18 protein-coding genes and 3 pseudogenes are annotated in these 17,921 nt (G+C 69.2%); 11 read left to right on the top strand and 10 right to left on the bottom strand.

Translation table 11 applies throughout. From position 1 onward, the window contains the following. Window positions 1-49 precede the first annotated feature (49 nt). Complete coding sequence (locus HC022_RS07130) at window positions 50-508, top strand: Lrp/AsnC family transcriptional regulator (RefSeq protein WP_167451939.1); 459 nt, start codon at window positions 50-52, stop codon at window positions 506-508. A gap of 124 nt (window positions 509-632) precedes the next feature. Beyond that, window positions 633-821 (top strand): hypothetical protein, encoded by a 189-nt coding sequence (locus HC022_RS07125; protein ID WP_368484623.1) that lies wholly within the window; start codon window positions 633-635, stop codon window positions 819-821. An 80-nt stretch (window positions 822-901) separates the two neighbouring features. Here the strand turns inward: HC022_RS07125 and HC022_RS07120 are convergent, their stop codons facing one another. The 10 genes from HC022_RS07120 to HC022_RS07075 form a co-directional block, all read right to left on the bottom strand. Beyond that, entirely contained in the window at window positions 902-1,789 is an 888-nt protein-coding gene (locus HC022_RS07120) for a cation diffusion facilitator family transporter (protein ID WP_008883301.1), read from the bottom strand. Between the two features lie 134 nt (window positions 1,790-1,923). After that, window positions 1,924-2,511, bottom strand: a complete 588-nt coding sequence (locus tag HC022_RS28565) for an MscL family protein (protein ID WP_303049051.1) — start codon at window positions 2,509-2,511, stop codon at window positions 1,924-1,926. Between the two features lie 67 nt (window positions 2,512-2,578). After that, on the bottom strand, window positions 2,579-3,406 hold the full coding sequence (locus tag HC022_RS07110; protein WP_167451938.1) for an MBL fold metallo-hydrolase: 828 nt from the start codon (window positions 3,404-3,406) through the stop codon (window positions 2,579-2,581). Between the two features lie 156 nt (window positions 3,407-3,562). Then, window positions 3,563-4,147: a GNAT family N-acetyltransferase gene (locus HC022_RS07105; RefSeq protein WP_167451937.1), complete on the bottom strand. Its 585-nt coding sequence runs from the start codon at window positions 4,145-4,147 to the stop codon at window positions 3,563-3,565. Beyond that, complete coding sequence (locus HC022_RS07100) at window positions 4,147-5,409, bottom strand: pitrilysin family protein (protein ID WP_008885966.1); 1,263 nt, start codon at window positions 5,407-5,409, stop codon at window positions 4,147-4,149. The genes HC022_RS07105 and HC022_RS07100 overlap by 1 nt, the downstream gene beginning before the upstream one ends. Beyond that, window positions 5,406-6,794: a threonine synthase gene (gene thrC, locus HC022_RS07095; protein ID WP_167451936.1), complete on the bottom strand. Its 1,389-nt coding sequence runs from the start codon at window positions 6,792-6,794 to the stop codon at window positions 5,406-5,408. Before thrC ends, HC022_RS07100 begins: the two co-directional genes overlap by 4 nt. After that, window positions 6,794-7,468 (bottom strand): SURF1 family protein, encoded by a 675-nt coding sequence (locus HC022_RS07090; RefSeq protein WP_167451935.1) that lies wholly within the window; start codon window positions 7,466-7,468, stop codon window positions 6,794-6,796. Before HC022_RS07090 ends, thrC begins: the two co-directional genes overlap by 1 nt. Before the next feature lie 268 nt (window positions 7,469-7,736). Beyond that, on the bottom strand, window positions 7,737-8,858 hold the full coding sequence (locus HC022_RS07085; RefSeq protein ID WP_089954531.1) for a CaiB/BaiF CoA-transferase family protein: 1,122 nt from the start codon (window positions 8,856-8,858) through the stop codon (window positions 7,737-7,739). After that, window positions 8,855-9,505, bottom strand: a complete 651-nt coding sequence (locus HC022_RS07080) for a DsbA family protein (protein WP_089954529.1) — start codon at window positions 9,503-9,505, stop codon at window positions 8,855-8,857. Before HC022_RS07080 ends, HC022_RS07085 begins: the two co-directional genes overlap by 4 nt. 44 nt (window positions 9,506-9,549) lie before the next feature. Beyond that, a complete protein-coding gene (locus HC022_RS07075) occupies window positions 9,550-10,059 on the bottom strand; it encodes a DUF721 domain-containing protein (RefSeq protein ID WP_167451934.1) in 510 nt (169 codons plus the stop codon). 84 nt (window positions 10,060-10,143) lie between these two features. On the opposite strand from HC022_RS07075, the gene mutY reads away from it, so the two are divergent. The 9 genes and pseudogenes from mutY to HC022_RS07030 form a co-directional block, all read left to right on the top strand. After that, window positions 10,144-11,190: an A/G-specific adenine glycosylase gene (gene mutY, locus HC022_RS07070; protein WP_008885143.1), complete on the top strand. Its 1,047-nt coding sequence runs from the start codon at window positions 10,144-10,146 to the stop codon at window positions 11,188-11,190. Window positions 11,191-11,313: 123 nt separating this feature from the next. Continuing rightward, entirely contained in the window at window positions 11,314-12,456 is a 1,143-nt protein-coding gene (locus HC022_RS07065) for an alkane 1-monooxygenase (RefSeq protein WP_167451933.1), read from the top strand. A 145-nt stretch (window positions 12,457-12,601) separates the two neighbouring features. Then, window positions 12,602-13,054 carry a cytidine deaminase gene (locus HC022_RS07060; RefSeq protein WP_303049052.1) on the top strand — a complete coding sequence of 151 codons (453 nt, stop codon included), beginning with the start codon at window positions 12,602-12,604 and terminating at the stop codon, window positions 13,052-13,054. Then, entirely contained in the window at window positions 13,054-14,343 is a 1,290-nt protein-coding gene (locus HC022_RS07055) for a thymidine phosphorylase (RefSeq protein WP_008885362.1), read from the top strand. Before HC022_RS07060 ends, HC022_RS07055 begins: the two co-directional genes overlap by 1 nt. Next, a pseudogene (locus HC022_RS07050) lies at window positions 14,340-15,047 on the top strand (phosphopentomutase); the annotation flags it as partial. The gene HC022_RS07055 and the pseudogene HC022_RS07050, both read left to right, overlap by 4 nt. Window positions 15,048-15,093: 46 nt before the next feature. Then, a pseudogene (locus HC022_RS07045) lies at window positions 15,094-15,663 on the top strand (phosphopentomutase); the annotation flags it as partial. After that, window positions 15,663-16,661 carry an adenosine deaminase gene (locus HC022_RS07040; RefSeq protein ID WP_167451931.1) on the top strand — a complete coding sequence of 333 codons (999 nt, stop codon included), beginning with the start codon at window positions 15,663-15,665 and terminating at the stop codon, window positions 16,659-16,661. The pseudogene HC022_RS07045 and the gene HC022_RS07040, both read left to right, overlap by 1 nt. 128 nt (window positions 16,662-16,789) lie before the next feature. Further along, on the top strand, window positions 16,790-17,422 hold the full coding sequence (gene upp, locus HC022_RS07035) for a uracil phosphoribosyltransferase (RefSeq protein WP_167451930.1): 633 nt from the start codon (window positions 16,790-16,792) through the stop codon (window positions 17,420-17,422). A 66-nt stretch (window positions 17,423-17,488) separates the two neighbouring features. Then, window positions 17,489-17,921: pseudogene (locus HC022_RS07030) on the top strand (SPOR domain-containing protein); the annotation flags it as partial.

Below are 17,921 nucleotides of genomic sequence, written 5' to 3'. Positions count from 1 at the left end.
CTCCGCGTAGAAGCTTCGACAAACGGCCCCTTTGACGAAAGAAATCACCATGGATCTGGACGACACCGACCGCCGCATCCTGCGCGTCCTTCAGAAACAGGGCCGCATGTCCAACGCTGACCTGTCGGATCAGATTCATCTCTCGCCCTCCGCCTGCCACCGCCGGGTGCAGCGGCTCGAGACCGAGGGCTTCATCCGCGGCTACGTGGCGCTGCTCGATGCGCGCAAGATGAACATGCCCACCACGGTCTTCGTCGAGATCACCCTGAGCGCGCAGGCCGACGAGGTGCTGGACGCCTTCGAGAAGGCCGTCTCGCGCATTCCCGACGTGCTGGAATGTCACCTGATGGCCGGCACCGCCGACTACATCCTCAAGGTCGTGGCCGAAGACACCGAGGACTTCGCCCGCATCCACCGCCAGTACCTGACCCGCCTGCCCGGCGTCGCGCAGATGCAGTCGAGCTTCGCCCTGCGCACGGTGTTCAAGACCACCGCCCTGCCCGTCTGAGGGCACTCCGGCACGCACAGGCTGCAACCAAATGACGCCACGACCATCGCCGGCTGCGGCGCCCACAATTGTTTGACATATCAAATGTCAGACAAGTGAGCCGCGATGCGGACGGGGAGGGCCAATGTCCCGGGATCACGTCATCTTCGGAGCAGGCAGCGCGGGTTGCGTGCTGGCCAAGCATCTGGCCGAGGCGGGGCGCCGCGGGCTGTTGCTCGAGGCCGGCGGTCGCGACAACAACCACTGGAACCACATCCCGATGGGCTACCTCTACTGCATCAACAACCCGCGCACCGCCGAGAGCCCGGGCTGAACGGGCGCTCGCTGATCTATCCGCGCAGCAAGGTGCTGGGCGGATATCGGCGTATCAGCGAATGGACGAAAGGCCGCGGCTCAGAGCACCACGATGCCGCTGTGCTTGGCCTTGTGCTCGGGCTCGACGTGGATGATCACGCGGCTGCCCTCGAAGGCCTTGTGCAGCGCCCCCTCGACCCGGTCGCAGATGTCGTGGGCGGCGTCCACGGTCATGTCGCCGGGCACCACGAGGTGGAACTCGACGAAGACCGCACTGCCGGCGCGGCGCGAGCGCAGGTCGTGGGCCTCGACGGCGCCCTCGGCATTGGCCGAGATCAGCGCACGCATCTGCTCCAGCTCTTCCTCGGGGGCGGAGACGTCCATCAGCCCGCCGACCGAGCCGCGCACCACCTGCCAGCCCGACCACAGGATGTTGAGCGCCACCAGCGCGGCCAGCGCCGGGTCGAGCCACGCCCAGCCGGTGAGCACCGCGGCCACCACGCCCGCCGTGACCCCGATGGACGAAACCACGTCGGTCAGCAGGTGCCTGCCGTCGGCCTCGAGCGCGGGAGAGTGCATGCGCCGCCCGGTGCGGATCAGCTTCCAGCACCAGGCCGCGTTGATCAGGCTCGCGACGCAGTTGATCCCGAGCCCGAGCCAGGGCGCCTCGATGATGCGTGGGTCCTGCCACGCCGACCAGGCCTCGCGCAGGATCAGGATCGCCGCGACGACGATCAGCACGCCCTCGAGCACGGCGCTGAAATACTCGGCCTTGTGATGGCCGAACGGATGGCGGGAATCGGCGGGCTGAGCGGCGATGCGCAGCGCCACCACCGCGGCCAGCGCCGTCGCGACGTTGACGATGCTCTCGAGCGCGTCGGACAAGAGCGCGACGGAGCCGGTCAGCCACCAAGCGATGGTCTTGATCGCGAGAACAGCGAGGCCCACGGCAACACTGCCGCAGGCGATTTTCAGGACCTGGCTCATGGTCGCCCTCTTTGCGTGTGCGCGCCTGATAGCGAAGCGTCCCGCATCGCGCAACCGACCACCGCCATGCCGCGCGCGCATGGCTTTCAGGGGCTTCAGGATGCCGCCTATCCCCGCCCGCACGCCGGTTCGGCCTAGCGCTTCAGCGAGTCGCGGATCTCGATCAGGATGTCGAGTTCCGAGGGGCCGGTCTTCACTTCGGGCGCCACCTCGTCCGGCTTCTCGGCCGCCGATTTCACCCGGTTGACGGTCTTCACCAGCATGAAGACGACGAAGGCGATGATGAAGAAGTTGATCACGGCGGTGAGGAAGGCACCGTAGGCAAAGACCGTGGCCCCGGCCTCGCGCGCGGCCTCCTGCACCGAGGCCAGCACCGCGCCCGCCTCGGCCACCAGCACGTTCTCCTGCGGATAGACCGCCCGGATCGCGCTCATCCGCTCGAGCGACACGATCAGCGGCGCGGGCGTATCGGGGGCAACCTGTCCGCCGACCAGCCCGGTGCCGCCGCCGAACGGCACGACCCCCACCCGCGCGGCGTTGCAGGCGCGAAGGATCCGCGCCGCCTCGTCGGCACTGCGGGGCAGGGCGACCCAGCCCGAGCTGCCTTGCCAGCGCCCGCGTGGCTCTTCGAGATAGCGCGGCTCGGCCCGGCGCAGGCTGTTGTCGGGCAGCTCGGCGGCGAGGGTTCCGGCAAAGGCGTCGTCGGCGGGATTCAGGGTCATGAGGGCTCCTCTCGCGGCGCAAGATGGTCGCAAATCGCGGCGAAGCCAAGGGCGGGCGAGGGGCGGTCTACTCGCGCAGCCACTCGGGTTCGAGCACCACCACCGTCGGGCGCGGCGGCAGGTCGCGCAGGCTCACGACCAGCTCCGGCCCGCCGCGCCGGTCGATGGCGAAGGTGCCCGAGACGTCGTCGAGGAAATGGCTCAGCGAGCTGCCCGAGAACCAGTGCATCGGGATGATGATCGAGCTGCGCAGCCGCTCTACCACCCGGACCATTGCGTCGAGCGCCATGGTGTAGCCGCCGTCCACCGGCACCATCAGCACGTCGAGCCGCCCGAGCGCGGCGTATTGCGCGTCGTTGGGCTCGTGATGCAGGTGGCCGAGATGGCCGATGCACAGGCCCTCGACCTCGAAGACGAAGATCGAATTGCCTTTCTCCTCGACCCCGCCCATGGACGAGCGGATGTCGGTGGAGACGTTGCGCACCAGCATCTCGCCCAGATCGAGGTGATGCTCGATGCCCTCGCCGAAGTCGCCCCAGCCGGGCAGGACATGGGGAATCGCCGGATCGGGATTGGCGGTCCAGTGGGTGCCGTGGGCGTGGTTCATGGTGACGACGTCGGGAATCAGCGGCGCGGTGCCTGTGAAGCCGGTGAAATCGGTCACCACGTTCAGCCCGCCCGGCGTCTGAAGCAGGAAGCTCGCGTGCGAGACGTAGTGGATGCGCACGGAGTAGTCGGGAACCGGCTCTGTCCACGCGGCCTTGTGCACGTACTGCAGACCCGGATCGGCGTCGGCGATGGCGATGCAATGGGACGGCCTGCGGCTTTCCTGCGCCTCGAGCGGCACGGGGGCGAGGGCTAGGGCGGTGACGGCGGCGATGGCGGCGCGCGGCATGGTCGGCTCTCCCTTGGGCATAGGACAGAGCCTGACAGCGATCCGCGGCGCGCGGACTGACATTTCCGTGAGGCCACGCCAGCGGGCGTGTGTCACCGATGCGTGGGCGCCGGAAAGATCAATGCCCGGGCGTTTGTCGTAGCGCGTGGCGCGGGATCAGCCGACCTGCGTCTTGCCACGCCGGTCCATGCGCAGCGCGGCGTAGAGCACGTGGGTGCGCCAGCGTCCATTGATCTGGAGGTAGCTCTGCGCCACACCCTCGTACTTGAAGCCGGAGCTTTCGAGCAGCCCGCGTGAGGCGACGTTCTCGGGCAGGCAGGCGGCCTCTATGCGGCTGAGGTCCAGCCGCTCGAAGGCGTGGTGGACAAGCGCCGCGATGGTCTCGCGCATGTAGCCGTGCCGGGCGTAGGGCTGGCCGGTCCAGTAGCCGAGCACCCCCGACTGCGCCGGGCCGCGGCGGATGTTGTCGAGGGTGATGGCGCCCAGCAGCTGCTCGTCGTCGCGTCGGAACACGAAAAGCGGCACCGCGGTGCCGCCCGCGATCGAGCGGTTGGCCCAGTAGACCCGGTTGGTGAAGGCCCTCCGGGTCAGGTGGTCGGGAGCCCACGAGGGCTCCCACGGCGTCAGGTAGGCCCGGCTTTCCATGCGCAGGGACATCCACGCGTTGAAATCGCCGTGCTGCGGCGGGCGCAGCACCCGCCGTTTGGGATCGAGCCGAAGTCTGCGCCGTCGTCCGAGCATCACGCCGCCCGTCGGGCCTGCAACGCCTCGAGACCGGGAGCGCCGCTCACCGGCCCGTAGAGTGCCAGTGCCGCGGGCGCGCTCGAGGCCGCCTGTTCGGCGAACACCCGGACGTCGCCGGTGGTGACGTTGTCGATGCGGGCGACGGTTTCCTCGATGGCGGGAACCTCGCCCCAGATCTGCACCATCCGCGCCATGCGCTCGGCCCGCGACGACGAGCTTTCCAGCCCCATCAGCAGCCCGGCCTTCATCTGGGCGCGGGCACGGGCGACCTCTTCGGGGCTCATGTCCTCAGCGGCGCGCTTCATCTCGTCGATGGTGATGCCGGCAAGCTCGCCCAGTTCCTCGCCGCTGGTGCCGGCGTAGATCGTGGTGAGCCCGGTGTCGGCATAGGCGCCGGTCTGCGCGAAGATCGTGTAGCACAGGCCGCGCTTCTCTCGGATCTCCTGGAACAGGCGCGAGGACATGCCGCCGCCAAGCGCGATGGCGTAGATCTGCGCCGCGTAGAAGGCGGGGTCGCTGTAGCCCGGACCCTCGAAGGCCAGCGCGAAATGCGCCTGTTCGAGCGCCTTCTCGTGGCGGGTCTCGCCACCGGTGAAGCGGGCGCCCTCGGGGGCGTTCGATTTGCGCGACGACAGCCCGCCGAACAGCGCCTCGGCCTGCTTGACGAGCGCGCCGTGGTCGACGGCACCGGCGGCCGAGAGGATCATCTGCTCGGGGCCGTAATGCTCGGTCACGAAGGTCTCGAGATCCTCGCGGCCGAAGGCCTTCACGTTGGCGGCCTCTCCGAGGATGGTGCGGCCGAGCGGCTGGTTCTGGTAGGCACGCTCCTGCAGCCAGTCGAAGATCACGTCGTCGGGCGTGTCGAGCGCCTGTCCGATCTCCTGCAGGATGACGTGGCGCTCGGTCTCGATCTCGCGGGTGTCGAAGACCGGGTTCATCAGGATGTCGCCGATCACGTCCATCGCCAGCGGCGTGTCGTTCTCGAGCACGCGGGCGTAGTAGGCGGTCACCTCGCGCGAGGTGTAGGCGTTGATGTAGCCGCCCACGTCCTCGATGGCCTCGGCGATCTGCAGGGCGCTGCGGGTCTTGGTGCCCTTGAACGCCATGTGTTCGAGGAAATGCGCGATGCCGTTCTGCTCGACACGTTCGTTGCGGCCGCCTGCGGTCACCCAGATGCCGAGCGAGGCCGATTGCAGCCCGTCCATGCGCTCGCTGACGATGCGGAGGCCGTTCTTGAGGGTCGTCTGTTCCACGGTCACTTTACAATACGCTCCCGGATGAGGGTTTCGAGGGCCGCGAGGTCGTTGGGCACGCGGGTCACGCGCTCGGGGCGGTCGAAGAGGTCGGCCATGCGGGCGGGCAGCGGCGGGCGTATGCCGCTGGCCTGTTCCACCGCGTCGGGGAACTTGGCCGGATGGGCGGTGGCGAGGGTGATCATCGGCGTACCGGCGACGCGGTGCTCGTCGGCCACCTTCACGCCGATGGCGGAGTGCGGGCAGAGCAGCTCGCCCATGGTCTGCTGCGCCTTGCGGATCGTGGCGAGGGTCTCGTCCTCCGAGGCGCGGCCGCTCTCGAAATGCTCGCGCAGCGCCTGCAGCGCGCCCTGGCTCACGTTGAAGCCGCCGGCCTTGAGCTCGGCCATCAGCTGCGCCACGGCCGAGCCGTCGCGGCCGTAGGCATCGAAGAGCGCGCGCTCGAAGTTCGAGCTGACCTGGATGTCCATGGAGGGCGAGATCGACGGGCGCACTTCCGAGGTACGGTAGTCGCCCGAGGACAGGCAGCGGTGCAGGATGTCGTTCTGGTTGGTGGCGACCACCAGCCGGTCGATGGGCAGGCCCATCTTCTTGGCGATGTAGCCCGCGAAGATGTCGCCGAAATTGCCGGTGGGCACGGTGAAGCTGACGGCGCGGTCGGGCGCGCCCAGCGACACGGCGGAGGAGAAGTAGTAGACCACCTGCGCCAGCACCCGCGCCCAGTTGATCGAGTTCACGCCCGCCAGCCGCACCTCGTCACGGAAGGTGAAGTCGTTGAACATGTCCTTGAGCTTGGCCTGGCAGTCGTCGAAGTGACCGTCCATCGCAAGCGCATGCACGTTGGCCTCGGTCGGCGTGGTCATCTGGCGGCGCTGCACTTCGGACACCCGGCCGTGCGGGTAGAGGATGAACACGTCGACCGCGTCGAGCCCCTTGAAGGCCTCGATCGCCGCCGATCCGGTGTCGCCGGAGGTGGCGCCGACGATGGTCACGCGCTCGCCGCGACGGGTCAGCGCCTCCTCGAAGAGCTGGCCGATGAGCTGCATGGCGAAGTCCTTGAACGCCAGCGTCGGCCCGTGGAACAGCTCGAGCAGGAAGTGCCCCGGTGCCAGCTGCACCAACGGTGCGCGGGCGTTGTGGCCGAAGCCCGCGTAGGCCCTGGTGATGAGATCGCCGAGGGTCTCGTCGGTGAAGCCGTCGCCCACGAAGGGCCGCATCACGCGGAACGCGGTTTCCTCGTAGCTCAGCCCGTGCAGCGCGCGGATGTCGTCCGCGGACATGGTCGGGACCGTCTCGGGCACGTAGAGCCCGCCGTCGCGGGCGAGCCCGGACAGCATCGCTTCTTCGAAGCTCAGCGCGGGCGCCTGTCCGCGGGTCGAGATGTAGCGCATCAGGTCTCTCCGGTCTTTCGTAGCCGCGCAATGTAATAGGCGGTCATGATCAGCCACACCACGGCGAGTGAAAACCATGTGATGGCATATTGCAGGTGATCGTTCGGAATGCCGCCGGTGTCCACCGGCAGCGGGTCGATGTTCGGGTCGCCGGGAGCGACGCTGCGGGCGATGACGAGGAGCGGCTCGGTGTCGAGCGTCTCGGCCATGGCGCCGATGTCGCGGGCGAACCAGATGTTGGCCTTGGTGTCGTTCTCGGGCGTGGCCGAGTTGCGGTCGTCGGGCCAGTGCAGGTTGCCGGTCACATGGGCGGGGCCGGTGCGCCGCGAGGCGTCCTTGAACGCGTCGGCGGTGAAGCCGCGGTCGAGCAGCACCAGCCGGTCGCCGGCGCGGAAGGGCGAGACGATGCGGTAGCCGGCGCCGATCTGCTTCTGGCTCACCAGCACGCGGACCTCGCCGGGCAGGATCTCGCCGTCGAGCTCCACCGGCTGATAGCGCTGCTCCTCGGGGGCGATCATCGTGGGCAGGGGCTCGGGCGCGCCCGAGATGCGGCTCTCGATCTCGGCCAGCACGGCCTGTTTCCACTCGAGCCGCTGCATCTGCCACAGACCAAGCGCGACGAGGATGCCGGCGCCGATCAGGCCGAAGAGCAGGGGGGCGAGGTAACGGGTCACGCGGGCTCCACACGAGGTGATTGGTGCGGGTTGCTTTATCGTGTGGGGGCAGGGGGGAGCAAGGCGGGATTCGGGGGCGCCCGCCGTGACGCGCCGGATGGGGCCGGCGATGCCACAGTGCCGATAGGGCGATGATGCTCCGGGCGGCACGGTCCGGCCTGCCTCCGGCGGGGATATTTCGGGCCAGAGGAAACCGGGAGCGCCTTGCTCGCGGTGTCCTCCGGGCCCGAAGGCTGGGATGGGGGCGGGGCCCCCGTGCCGTGCCGTGTCAGCCGTCGCCGAGTTTCGGCGAGGCCCGGTCGAGGCAGAGCTCGGCGTCCGAGAACTTGAACGGCGAGCGCACGCCGGGCACGCCCTCGGGCGAGATCTGCATGCCGCGCGCCTGCACCTGCGGATCGGCCATGACCTCGGAGAGATCGTTGATCGGGCCCGCGGGGATGCCCTCGCGCTCGCATCCGGCCAGCAGGTCGGCTTTGGACCAGTTGCGGGTCTCCGCCATCAGCTGCGCCTCGAGCGCGGTGCGGTTGGCGATACGGTCGGCGTTGGTCAGGTAGTCCGGGTGCTCGGCCAGATCGTCGAGCCCCAGCAGGCGGCACAGGCGCTGGTACTGCGGGTCGTTGCCGGTCGCGATGATGATGTAGCCGTCCGAGCAGTCGAAGACCTGGTAGGGAGTGAGGTTCGGGTGGTAGTTGCCCGTCCGCCCCGGGGCCTCGCCGGTGGCGAGGTAGTTCATCGCCTGGTTCGCGGTCGCCGCGACGGCGCAGTCGAGCAGCGCCATGTCGACGTGCTGGCCCTTGCCGGTGCGCTGCTTCTGGTGCAGCGCCGCGAGGATGCCCGACACCGAGTAGAGCCCGGTGAAGAGATCGGTGATCGCTACCCCGGTGCGCTGCGGCTGGCCGTCGGGATTGCCGGTGATCGACATGAAGCCCGACATGCCCTGGATGATGTAGTCGTAGCCCGCGCGGTGGGCGTAGGGGCCGTCCTGCCCGAAGCCGGTGATCGAGCAGTAGATCAGCCCGGGGTTCACCTGCGCCAGCGAGGCGAAATCGAGCCCGTACTTGGCAAGCCCGCCGACCTTGAAGTTCTCGATCAGGATGTCGGCGTCCTGCACCATCTCGCGGATCTGCGCCTGACCCTCGGGAGTCGAGATGTCCACCACCACCGAGTGCTTTCCCCGGTTGCAGCAATGGAAATACGCCGCGGAGCGCTCGTCTCCGCGGTCGATGAAGGGCGGACCCCACTTGCGGGTGTCGTCGCCGCGGTCGGCTTCGATCTTGATGACCTCGGCGCCGAGGTCGCTCAGGATCTGGCCGGCCCAGGGGCCAGCCAGAATCCGGGCCAGTTCGATGACCCTGACCCCTTCGAGGGGTCCGCGAGGTGCCGAGGTCATTGCGCCGCTTCGTACCGTTCGTCGAGGAGCTTGGAGAACTCGTCGTAGGGCATGTTGCTGTGCAGCTCGCCGTCGACAATGAACGACGGGGTCGAGTTGAACCCGTCCTTCTCGACGTTGCCCTGGTACCATGCGACCAGCGCCTTCAGCTGCTCGCCGTCCTGCATGCAGGCGTCGAGCTCTTCCTGGCCGATGCCAGCCTGCAGGCCCATCTTGCGGATCGCGTCGGCGACGCCCTGCTCGGAGCTCTGCCGGGCCCACTCGTTCTGGGTCGAGTAGATCATGTCGACGATGCCGAAGTACTTCATCTCGCCGCCGCAGCGCGCCATCAGCGAGGCCCACATGTCGTACTTGTTGAAATAGGCCTCGCGGAAAGTGAACTTCACCTTGCCGGTATCGATGTAGTTTTCCTTGATCTGCGGGAACACGGTCTCTTCGAACGCGGCGCAGTGCGGGCAGGTGAACGAACCGTACTCGATGATCTCGACTGGCGCGTCGGCCTGACCGAGGGTCATGTCCACCACCGGCGAGGCGGCCTCCTGCGCGCCGGCGGCGCCGAGGGGGGGCTGGGCGGAGGGGCTGAGAACCCAGCTGCCGCCGGCGGCGAGCACGGCCGCGAGGGCCGCAGTGGTCAGGATACGCTTCATCGGTCTTCCTTCTTTCAGCATGATCTTCCTGTCGCGGGAGATGGTCAGCGTTGTGATCTGGTTATGACGTTGGCACCGAGACGTTCAAGCGCCTGCCGCAGGCTGTCGTCGCCGATGCCCTCGGTGGCGCGATGGGCCTCGTTCAGGGCCTCGGGGCGCGGCGCGGTCTCGGGCTTGGCCGCGGGACGGTGCTCGAAGGCGACGCGGCCCTCGGCGAAGCCGGTGGCGGCGGTCTGGGTGACGCGGATGCGGGCGATGGCGTTGTAGCCGTAGATGCCGTTCACCCGCTCGCGCAGCTCTTCCTTGCGCATCTCGAGCAGGGGGGCGTTGGCGCCGGTGGTCAGCAGGGTGAGCGTGGCCCCCATGCCGCCGCGGGAATAGCTGATCTCGACCGGGCGCGAGATCGCGGCCATGTCGCTGCCCGCGATTTCCTCCCAATGGGTCAGGACGCGGGACTGGGCGAAGCCGCGGCTTTCGCTGGCGCGGCGGATGCTGTTCTTGAGAAGTCCGCCGGTCTGGGCGAAACCGTAGGTCGTGGTGCTGCGCCGTTGCATCTTGAATCCCTCTCGTCGGCGCTATTCTAGTGGGCGCTGTCGCGGGCGCCAGCCCGGAATCGTTCAATCAAGGGAAAGTCAGTCGTGCGTGAAGCTGCCCGTGCCGAGGACCTGCTGGAATGGTACGACCGGCATGCCAGGGACCTGCCGTGGCGGATCGGCCCGCGGGCCCGTGCGGCGGGGGTGCGCCCCGATCCCTACCGGGTCTGGCTGTCCGAGATCATGCTCCAGCAGACCACCGTCCCGGCGGTGAAACCCTATTTCGAGGCGTTTACCGCGCGCTGGCCCACGGTGTCGGACCTCGCTGCCGCCGAGGACGCCGACGTCATGGCCGCCTGGGCCGGGCTCGGATACTACGCCCGTGCCCGCAACCTGCTGAAATGCGCGCGGGTCGTGGCCTCGGAGCATGGCGGGGTCTTCCCCGACAGCCAGGAAGCGCTGCTGCAGCTGCCCGGCGTCGGGCCCTACACCGCGGGGGCGGTCGCGGCGATCGCCTATGACCTGCCGGCGACGGTGGTGGACGGCAACGTCGAGCGGGTGATGGCGCGGCTGCACGACGAGCACACGCCGTTGCCCGATGCAAAGCCCGTGCTGACGGGCTACGCGGCGGCGCTCACGCCCGATGAGCGCCCGGGCTGCTACGCGCAGGCGGTGATGGATCTCGGCGCCACGATCTGCACGCCGCGCAATCCGGCCTGCGGGCTCTGCCCGTGGCGGCCCTCCTGCGCCGCATGGGACGCGGGCACCGCCGCCGAGCTGCCGAAGAAGGTGCCGAAGAAGCGCAAGCCGGTGCGCCTGGGTATCGCCTATCTCGCGCGCCGGGTCGATGGCGCGTGGCTGCTCGAGCGTCGCCCGGACAAGGGGCTGCTCGGCGGCATGCTGGGCTGGCCCGGCAGCGAGTGGAACGAGGCGCCCGAGGAGGCGCCGCCGATCCGTGCCGAGTGGAAGACCCTGCCCGAGGAGGCGCGGCACACCTTCACACATTTCCACCTGCGCCTGACGGTGAAGACCGCGCTGGTGCCGATGGAGCGTGTCCCGAGCCGCGGCGAGTTCGTCGAGCTGCCCGCGTTCAGCCCCTCGGACCTGCCGACGGTGATGCGCAAGGCCTTCGACCTTGCCCGCGGCAGCTGAGCCTGGGCCCACGCCGCGGCGTTCCTGCCGTGGCGCCGGGACGCGGGCGCCGCTAAGCTGCGCGGCATGGGCGGCGAGGGCAGGGCGATCTGTCTCGTCGTCCGGTCCGAACGGAGAGCGACGATGATCCCCACCGACAAGCTCGCCCGCGTCACCGCGGCGATGCCCTTCTGGCTGACCTACATCCTGCCGCCGCTGGTCTGGGTGGGGGCGGTTCAGGGCGGGCTCTGGGTGCTGCTCCCGCCGCTCGCCACGTGGTACCTGTTCTCGGCCCTCGACGCGGCGCTCGGGCTCAACGAGCAGAACGCCGACTCGCAGACCGAGGAACGCCATCTGCTCTGGTACCGCGCCGGGGTGATCCTCTGGGCGCCGGTGCAGTTCGTGACGCTGTTCTCGCTGATCTGCTACGTGGCACAAAGCCACCACCTTGGCGGCTGGGAGCTCTTCGGCGTCATGTTCGGCACCGGCGTCATGAGCGGCTCGGTCGGCATCGTCTACAGCCACGAGCTCATGCACCAGCGCAACCGGCTCGAGCGGCATCTCGCGGACTGGCTGCTGGCGATGGTGCTCTATTCGCATTTCCGCTCCGAGCACCTGCTGGTGCACCACCTCTGGGTCGGCACCCCGCGCGACGCGGTGACGGCGCGCTACAACGAGGGCTTCCACCGCTACTATCCAAGGGTGCTGCGCGAATGCCCGGCCTCCGGCTTCCGCGCCGAGGCCGCGCTGCTGCGCCGCCGCGGACTGCCGTGGTGGCACCGGCGCAACCCGTTCTGGAAATACCTCGCTCTGCAACTTGCCATGCTGCTGCTGGCGGTCCTGCTCGGCCGCTGGACCGGGCTGCTGTTCTTCGTGCTTCAGGCAGGGGTGGCGATCTGGCAACTCGAGCTCACCAATTACGTCGAACATTACGCGCTGACCCGCCGCCATCTAGGCGGCGGGCGCTACGAGCACGTGCAGCCGCACCATTCGTGGAACTCGGCCCACACCGCCACCAACTGGCTGCTGATCAACCTGCAGCGCCATTCGGACCACCATTACAAGCCCGACCGCCGCTTCCCTCTCTTGCAGACCTACGCCGAGGACGAGGCCCCGCAGCTGCCCTACGGCTACCCGATCATGACCATGGCGGCGATGGTGCCGCCGGTCTGGCGCCGGATCATGAACCCGAAGGTCCGGGCCTGGCGCCGGGCGCGCTATCCCGACATCGCGGACTGGAAACCCTACAACAGGGCAGAGACCCCGATGCCCGGCGCGGACCGATAGCGCGGAGGGGGCGCTGCCCCGTCTCCTGTCGGAGACTCCCCCGGGATATTTTGAGCCACTGGAAGGGCAGGGCGCGGCTCCCGGTTTCCAGTGGCCCCAAATATCCCCGCCGGAGGCAGGCCGGCCGGTGCCAGCGGCGCGGCTCTTGCAATCCGGGCGGGGGGATTTCAAACATGGATCTCCGAGCAGGCAGCAGGAGAGCGTCATGGAACTCGAAAAAGCGGCGCGGGCGGTGCGCGAGAATGCCTACGTGCCCTATTCCCGGTTCAAGGTGGGGGCCGCGGTGCGCACACCCTCCGGCACGGTGCACGCCGGCTGCAACGTCGAGAACGCGGCCTATCCCGAGGGCACCTGCGCGGAGGCCGGCGCCATCGCGGCCATGGTGGCCGCGGGCGAGACCGAGATCGTCGAGGCCTATGTCATCGCCGACAGCCCGCGCCCGGTGCCGCCCTGCGGCGGCTGCCGCCAGAAGCTCTCGGAGTTCGCGCGGGCCGAGACGAAGGTGATCCTTGCCACGGTCTCGGGCGAGGTGCTCGAGACCACCGTGGGCGAGCTTCTGCCCGGCGCCTTCTGTCCGGACGACATGGACCGGGTGTGATGGATGCGCGCGACGTCATCGCAGCGCTGAGGCGCGGAGAGGAACCGGCGACCGACGGGCTGCGGTGGTTCGCGACGGGGCTGGCCGATGGCAGCGTGAGCGCGGCCCAGGCCGGGGCCTTCGCCATGGGCGTCTGCCTGCGCGGGCTCTCGGAGGAGAACCGCGTGGCGCTGACGCTGGCGATGCGGGATTCGGGCCACGTGCTGCGCTGGGATCTCGACGGGCCGGTGCTCGACAAGCATTCCACCGGCGGTGTTGGCGACTGCGTTTCGCTGGTGCTGGCCCCCGCGCTGGCCGCCTGCGGCGCCTATGTCCCGATGATCTCGGGCCGCGGGCTCGGCCACACCGGCGGCACGCTCGACAAGCTCGATGCCATCCCCGGCTATGCTGTCGCCCCGGACGAGGCGAAGTTCCGGCGCGTGGTGAAGGAGGCGGGTTGCGCCATCGTCTCGGCCTCGGCCGGGATCGCCCCCGCCGACCGCCGTCTCTACGCGGTGCGCGACGTGACCGCCACGGTCGAGAGCCTCGATCTCATCACCTCGTCGATCCTGTCGAAGAAGCTGGCCGCGGGGCTCGAGGGGCTGGTGCTCGACGTCAAGGTGGGCTCCGGCGCCTTCATGAAGACCGACGCCGAGGCCCGTGCGCTGGCCGGGGCGCTGGTCTCGACTGCCAACGCGGCGGGTTGTCCCACCACCGCCTTCGTCACCGACATGAACCAGCCGATCGCCGCGGCGCTGGGCAACGCGCTCGAGGTCGACGCGGCGATGCGGGTGCTGACCGGGCGCGAAGAGGGGCCGCTGCACGAGCTGACACTGGCGCTGGGCACGCCGCTGCTCGAGGGCGCGGGCATCAGGGAGGCCGAGGCCCGGCTGTGCGAGGCGCTGGCCTCGGGCGCCGCCGCCGAGCACATGGGCCGGATGATCTACGGGCTCGGCGGGCCGCACAATTTCGTCGAGGACTGGGGCCGTTACCTGCCCGAGGCGACGGTGATCCGCGAGATCCCGGCGCCCGAGGCGGGCCATGTCGCGGCGATCGACGGCGAGGCGCTGGGGCTTGCAGTGGTGCACATGGGAGGTGGCCGCACAGTCGAGACCGACATGATCGACCCTGCCGTGGGGCTCTCGGACGTGGTGCGGCTGGGCCAGCGGGTCGAGAAGGGCGAGCCGCTCGCCCGCGTGCATGCCGCCCGCGAGGACCAGGCCGAGGCCGCGGCGCAGGTGGTGACCCGTGCCATCGCGCTGGGCGCGCCCGCGGTGGCGGGGCCGCTGATCCGGGAGCGCATCGGATGAGGGCGTTTCTCGTGGTGATCGATTCCGTCGGCATCGGCGGCGCACCGGACGCGGGATCCTATTTCAACGACGGCGTGCCCGACTCAGGGGCCAACACCGTGCTGCACATTGCCGAGGCCTGTGCCCGGGGCGAGGCCGAGGACGGCCGCAGCGGGCCGCTGTGCCTGCCGGTGCTCGACGGGCTCGGGCTGGGGCGCGCGGTGGAGCTTGCCAGCGGCACCCTGCCGCCGGGGCTGGGGGCCGCGCCGCAAGGGCTCTGGGGTGCCGCGACCGAGAGCTCGCGCGGAAAGGACACGCCCTCGGGCCACTGGGAACTCGCCGGGCTGCCGGTGCCGTGGGACTGGCACTACTTCCCCGTCGCGCAGCCGGTCTTTCCCGAGGCGCTGCTGGCGCGGGTGCGCGAGATCGCGGGCACCGAGGGCACGCTGGCCAACTGCCACGGGTCGGGCACGGTGATGCTGGACCGCTTCGGGCCCGAGCACCTGCGGACCGGCTGGCCGATCTGCTACACCTCCGCCGACAGCGTCTTCCAGATCGCCGCCCATGAAGAGAGCTTCGGCCTCGCGCGGCTGCTGGATCTCTGCGAGCGCGTGGCCCCCATGCTGCACGAGATGAAGGTGGGGCGGGTGATCGCGCGTCCCTTCGTGGGCGCCGAGGGCAGCTTCCGGCGCACCGGCAACCGCCACGGCCACGCCATCCGGCCGGCGCGGGGCCCCCATGCGGCGCGAGAGGAGGGGGGGGGGGGGGCGCGCGCGCCCCTGGGGGGGGGCGGGGGGCGGCTCCCGGCGCCCGGGCAACCGCCACGACTACGCCATCCGGCCGCCGCGTCCGATCCTGACCAACTGGGCGCAGGATGCGGGGCGCGAGGTGCATGCGGTCGGCAAGATCGGCGACATCTTCTCGATGGAGGGGATCGACCACTTGCACAAAGGCGATGACGCGCAGCTCATGCAGCATCTGGGCGACCTTGTGGATAACTCCGTGGACGGCGCGTTGACATTTGCCAATTTCGTCGAGTTCGACAGCCTTTACGGGCACCGTCGCGACATATCGGGCTACGCGAGGGCGCTCGAGTGGTTCGACGCCGAACTTGGCCGCCTGCTGCCACGCTTGCGCAAAGACGACATCCTGCTGGTGACTGCGGATCACGGCAACGATCCGAGCTGGACCGGCACAGATCACACCCGCGAACGGGTGCCGGTGCTGGTCGCAGGCCGGGGCGCGGGCGCGCTGGGGCATGTGGCCTTCGCCGACGTGGCGGCGAGCATCGCCGCGCATCTTCAAGTTGAATCATCGGGGTCGGGGAGAAGCTTCCTGTGATGGACGAGGAACGCATCGCGGCGCTGCGGGCGCTGCCGAAGGTCGAGCTGCACCTGCATCTCGAAGGCGCCGCGCCGCCGGCCTTCATCCGTGGCCTGGGGCAGGAGAAATCCGTCCGGCTCGACGGGGTGTTCGCCGAGGACGGAAACTACGCCTACACGGATTTTAACCGTTTCTTAACGATTTACGAGGCCGCGACCTCGGTTCTGCGCAGCCCCGACGACTACGCGCGGCTCACCCTCGCGGTGCTCGAGAAGAGCGCCGAAAGCGGCGTGATCTATTCGGAGACCTTCCTCTCGCCCGATTTCTGCGGCGGTGGCGACCTCGGCGCGTGGCGCGAATACCTGCACGCCATGCGCGAGGCGTCGGAGGCCGCCGAGAGGACGATGGGCATCACCCTGCGCGGCATCGTGACCTGCGTGCGGCACTTCGGGCCCGAGCGGGCGAAGCGCGCGGCGCTCTGCGCGGCCGAGACCGCGGGCGACTGGCTGGTGGGCTTCGGCATGGCGGGCGACGAGAACCGCGGCAGCCAGAAGGACTTCGCCTACAGCTTCGACATGGCGCGCGAGGCCGGGCTGCGGCTGACCTCGCACGCCGGCGAATGGCGCGGCCCGCGCGAGATTTTCGACGCGCTGGACGATCTGAGGGTCGAACGCATCGGTCACGGGGTGCGTGCCATCGAAGATCTCGCGCTTGTGGATAAACTTGTAGAGAACGGGATTGTTCTCGAGGTTTGTCCGGGTTCCAACGTGACGCTCGGGGTCTACCCGAGGCTCTCGGCGCATCCGATTGAGAGGCTGCGCGAAAGGGGGGTGAAGGTCACCGTCTCGACCGACGATCCGCCGTTCTTCCACACCACCATGGCCGACGAATACGAGCGGCTGGCCAAGACCTTCGGCTGGGACGAGGAGGTGTTCGCCCAGATCGCGCGGACCTCGGCCGAGGCGGCGTTCTGCGACGAGGACACCCGCGCGGCGCTGCTCAAGCGGCTCGGCTGAGCGGCGGCGCTGCCCGGCATCGCGGCATCGGGCGTGTCGCATCGGCTGCAGGGCGTCCCTTGTCGTTGCGGGGCCGCACGCCCGCGGCTAATGAGGTAGGCAACACACGCGAGAGGAGCACCGGGGCCATGAAACAGCATCTTACCGTCGTCGATCACCCGCTGGTTCAGCACAAGCTGACCCTGATGCGCGAGAAGGACACCTCGACCGCCTCCTTCCGCCAGCTCCTGCGCGAGATCAGCCTGCTGCTGGCCTACGAGGTCACCCACGCGCTGCCGGTGACCACCAAGAAGATCGAGACGCCGCTCTGCGAGATGGACGCGCCGGTGATCGAGGGCAAGAAGCTGGTGCTGGTCTCGATCCTGCGCGCCGGCAACGGCCTGCTCGACGGCATTCTCGAGCTGGTGCCCGCCGCGCGCGTGGGCTTCGTCGGTCTCTACCGCGACGAGGAAACGCTGAAGCCGGTGCAATACTACTTCAAGGTGCCCAAGAAGCTCGAGGACCGCACCGTCATCCTCGTCGACCCGATGCTCGCGACGGGCAATTCCTCGGTCGCTGCGGTCGACCTGATGAAAGAGGCCGGCGCCAAGGACATCCGCTTCCTCTGCCTGCTGGCGGCGCCCGAGGGCGTGGTGCGGATGGAAGAGGCGCACCCGGACGTGCCGATCGTGACCGCCTCGCTCGACGACCACCTGAACGAGAAGGGCTACATCGTCCCGGGACTAGGGGATGCGGGAGACCGCATGTTCGGCACCAAGTAGACGATCCGGGCGCTTTACAGGCTTCGGTGTATGAGGCATGATTCCTCCGTATCTGTGAGGGCGGCCATGCGATTGAAAACACTGGCGATCTTCGCCATGACCTCGGTGTGTGCGAGCATGGCCACCGGGCCTGCCCTGGCCCAGGGTATCGAGACCATCGACACGCCTGCGGAGCTTCCTCCCGCGAGCTACTCGGCGACCCAGTACGTCGACAGCCGTGGCTGCGTTTTCGTGCGCGCCGGCTTCGACGATGCGGTGATCTGGGTGCCGCGGGTGACCCGCGACCGCGAGCAGGTCTGCGGCTACGCGCCGTCGCTGGGCAAGTCGCGCACGGCGGCCGCGCCCGCGCCGGCCGCCACGCCTGAACCGAAGCCCGCGGCGACCCCGACCCCGGCTCCGAAACCTGCCGCAAGCCCCGCGTCGAAGCCCGCGGACACGGCGCCCAAGCCCGCGCCGGCCCCAAGCCGCACCTCCACCCGCAAACCGATGGAGACCGTGG

It is taken from the genome of Salipiger sp. HF18 (assembly GCF_011806505.1).
In the GTDB taxonomy this organism is placed as follows: domain Bacteria; phylum Pseudomonadota; class Alphaproteobacteria; order Rhodobacterales; family Rhodobacteraceae; genus Salipiger; species Salipiger thiooxidans.
The sequence above is the reverse complement of the archived record's forward strand: the minus strand, read 5'-3'. Positions and strand labels throughout refer to the sequence as shown.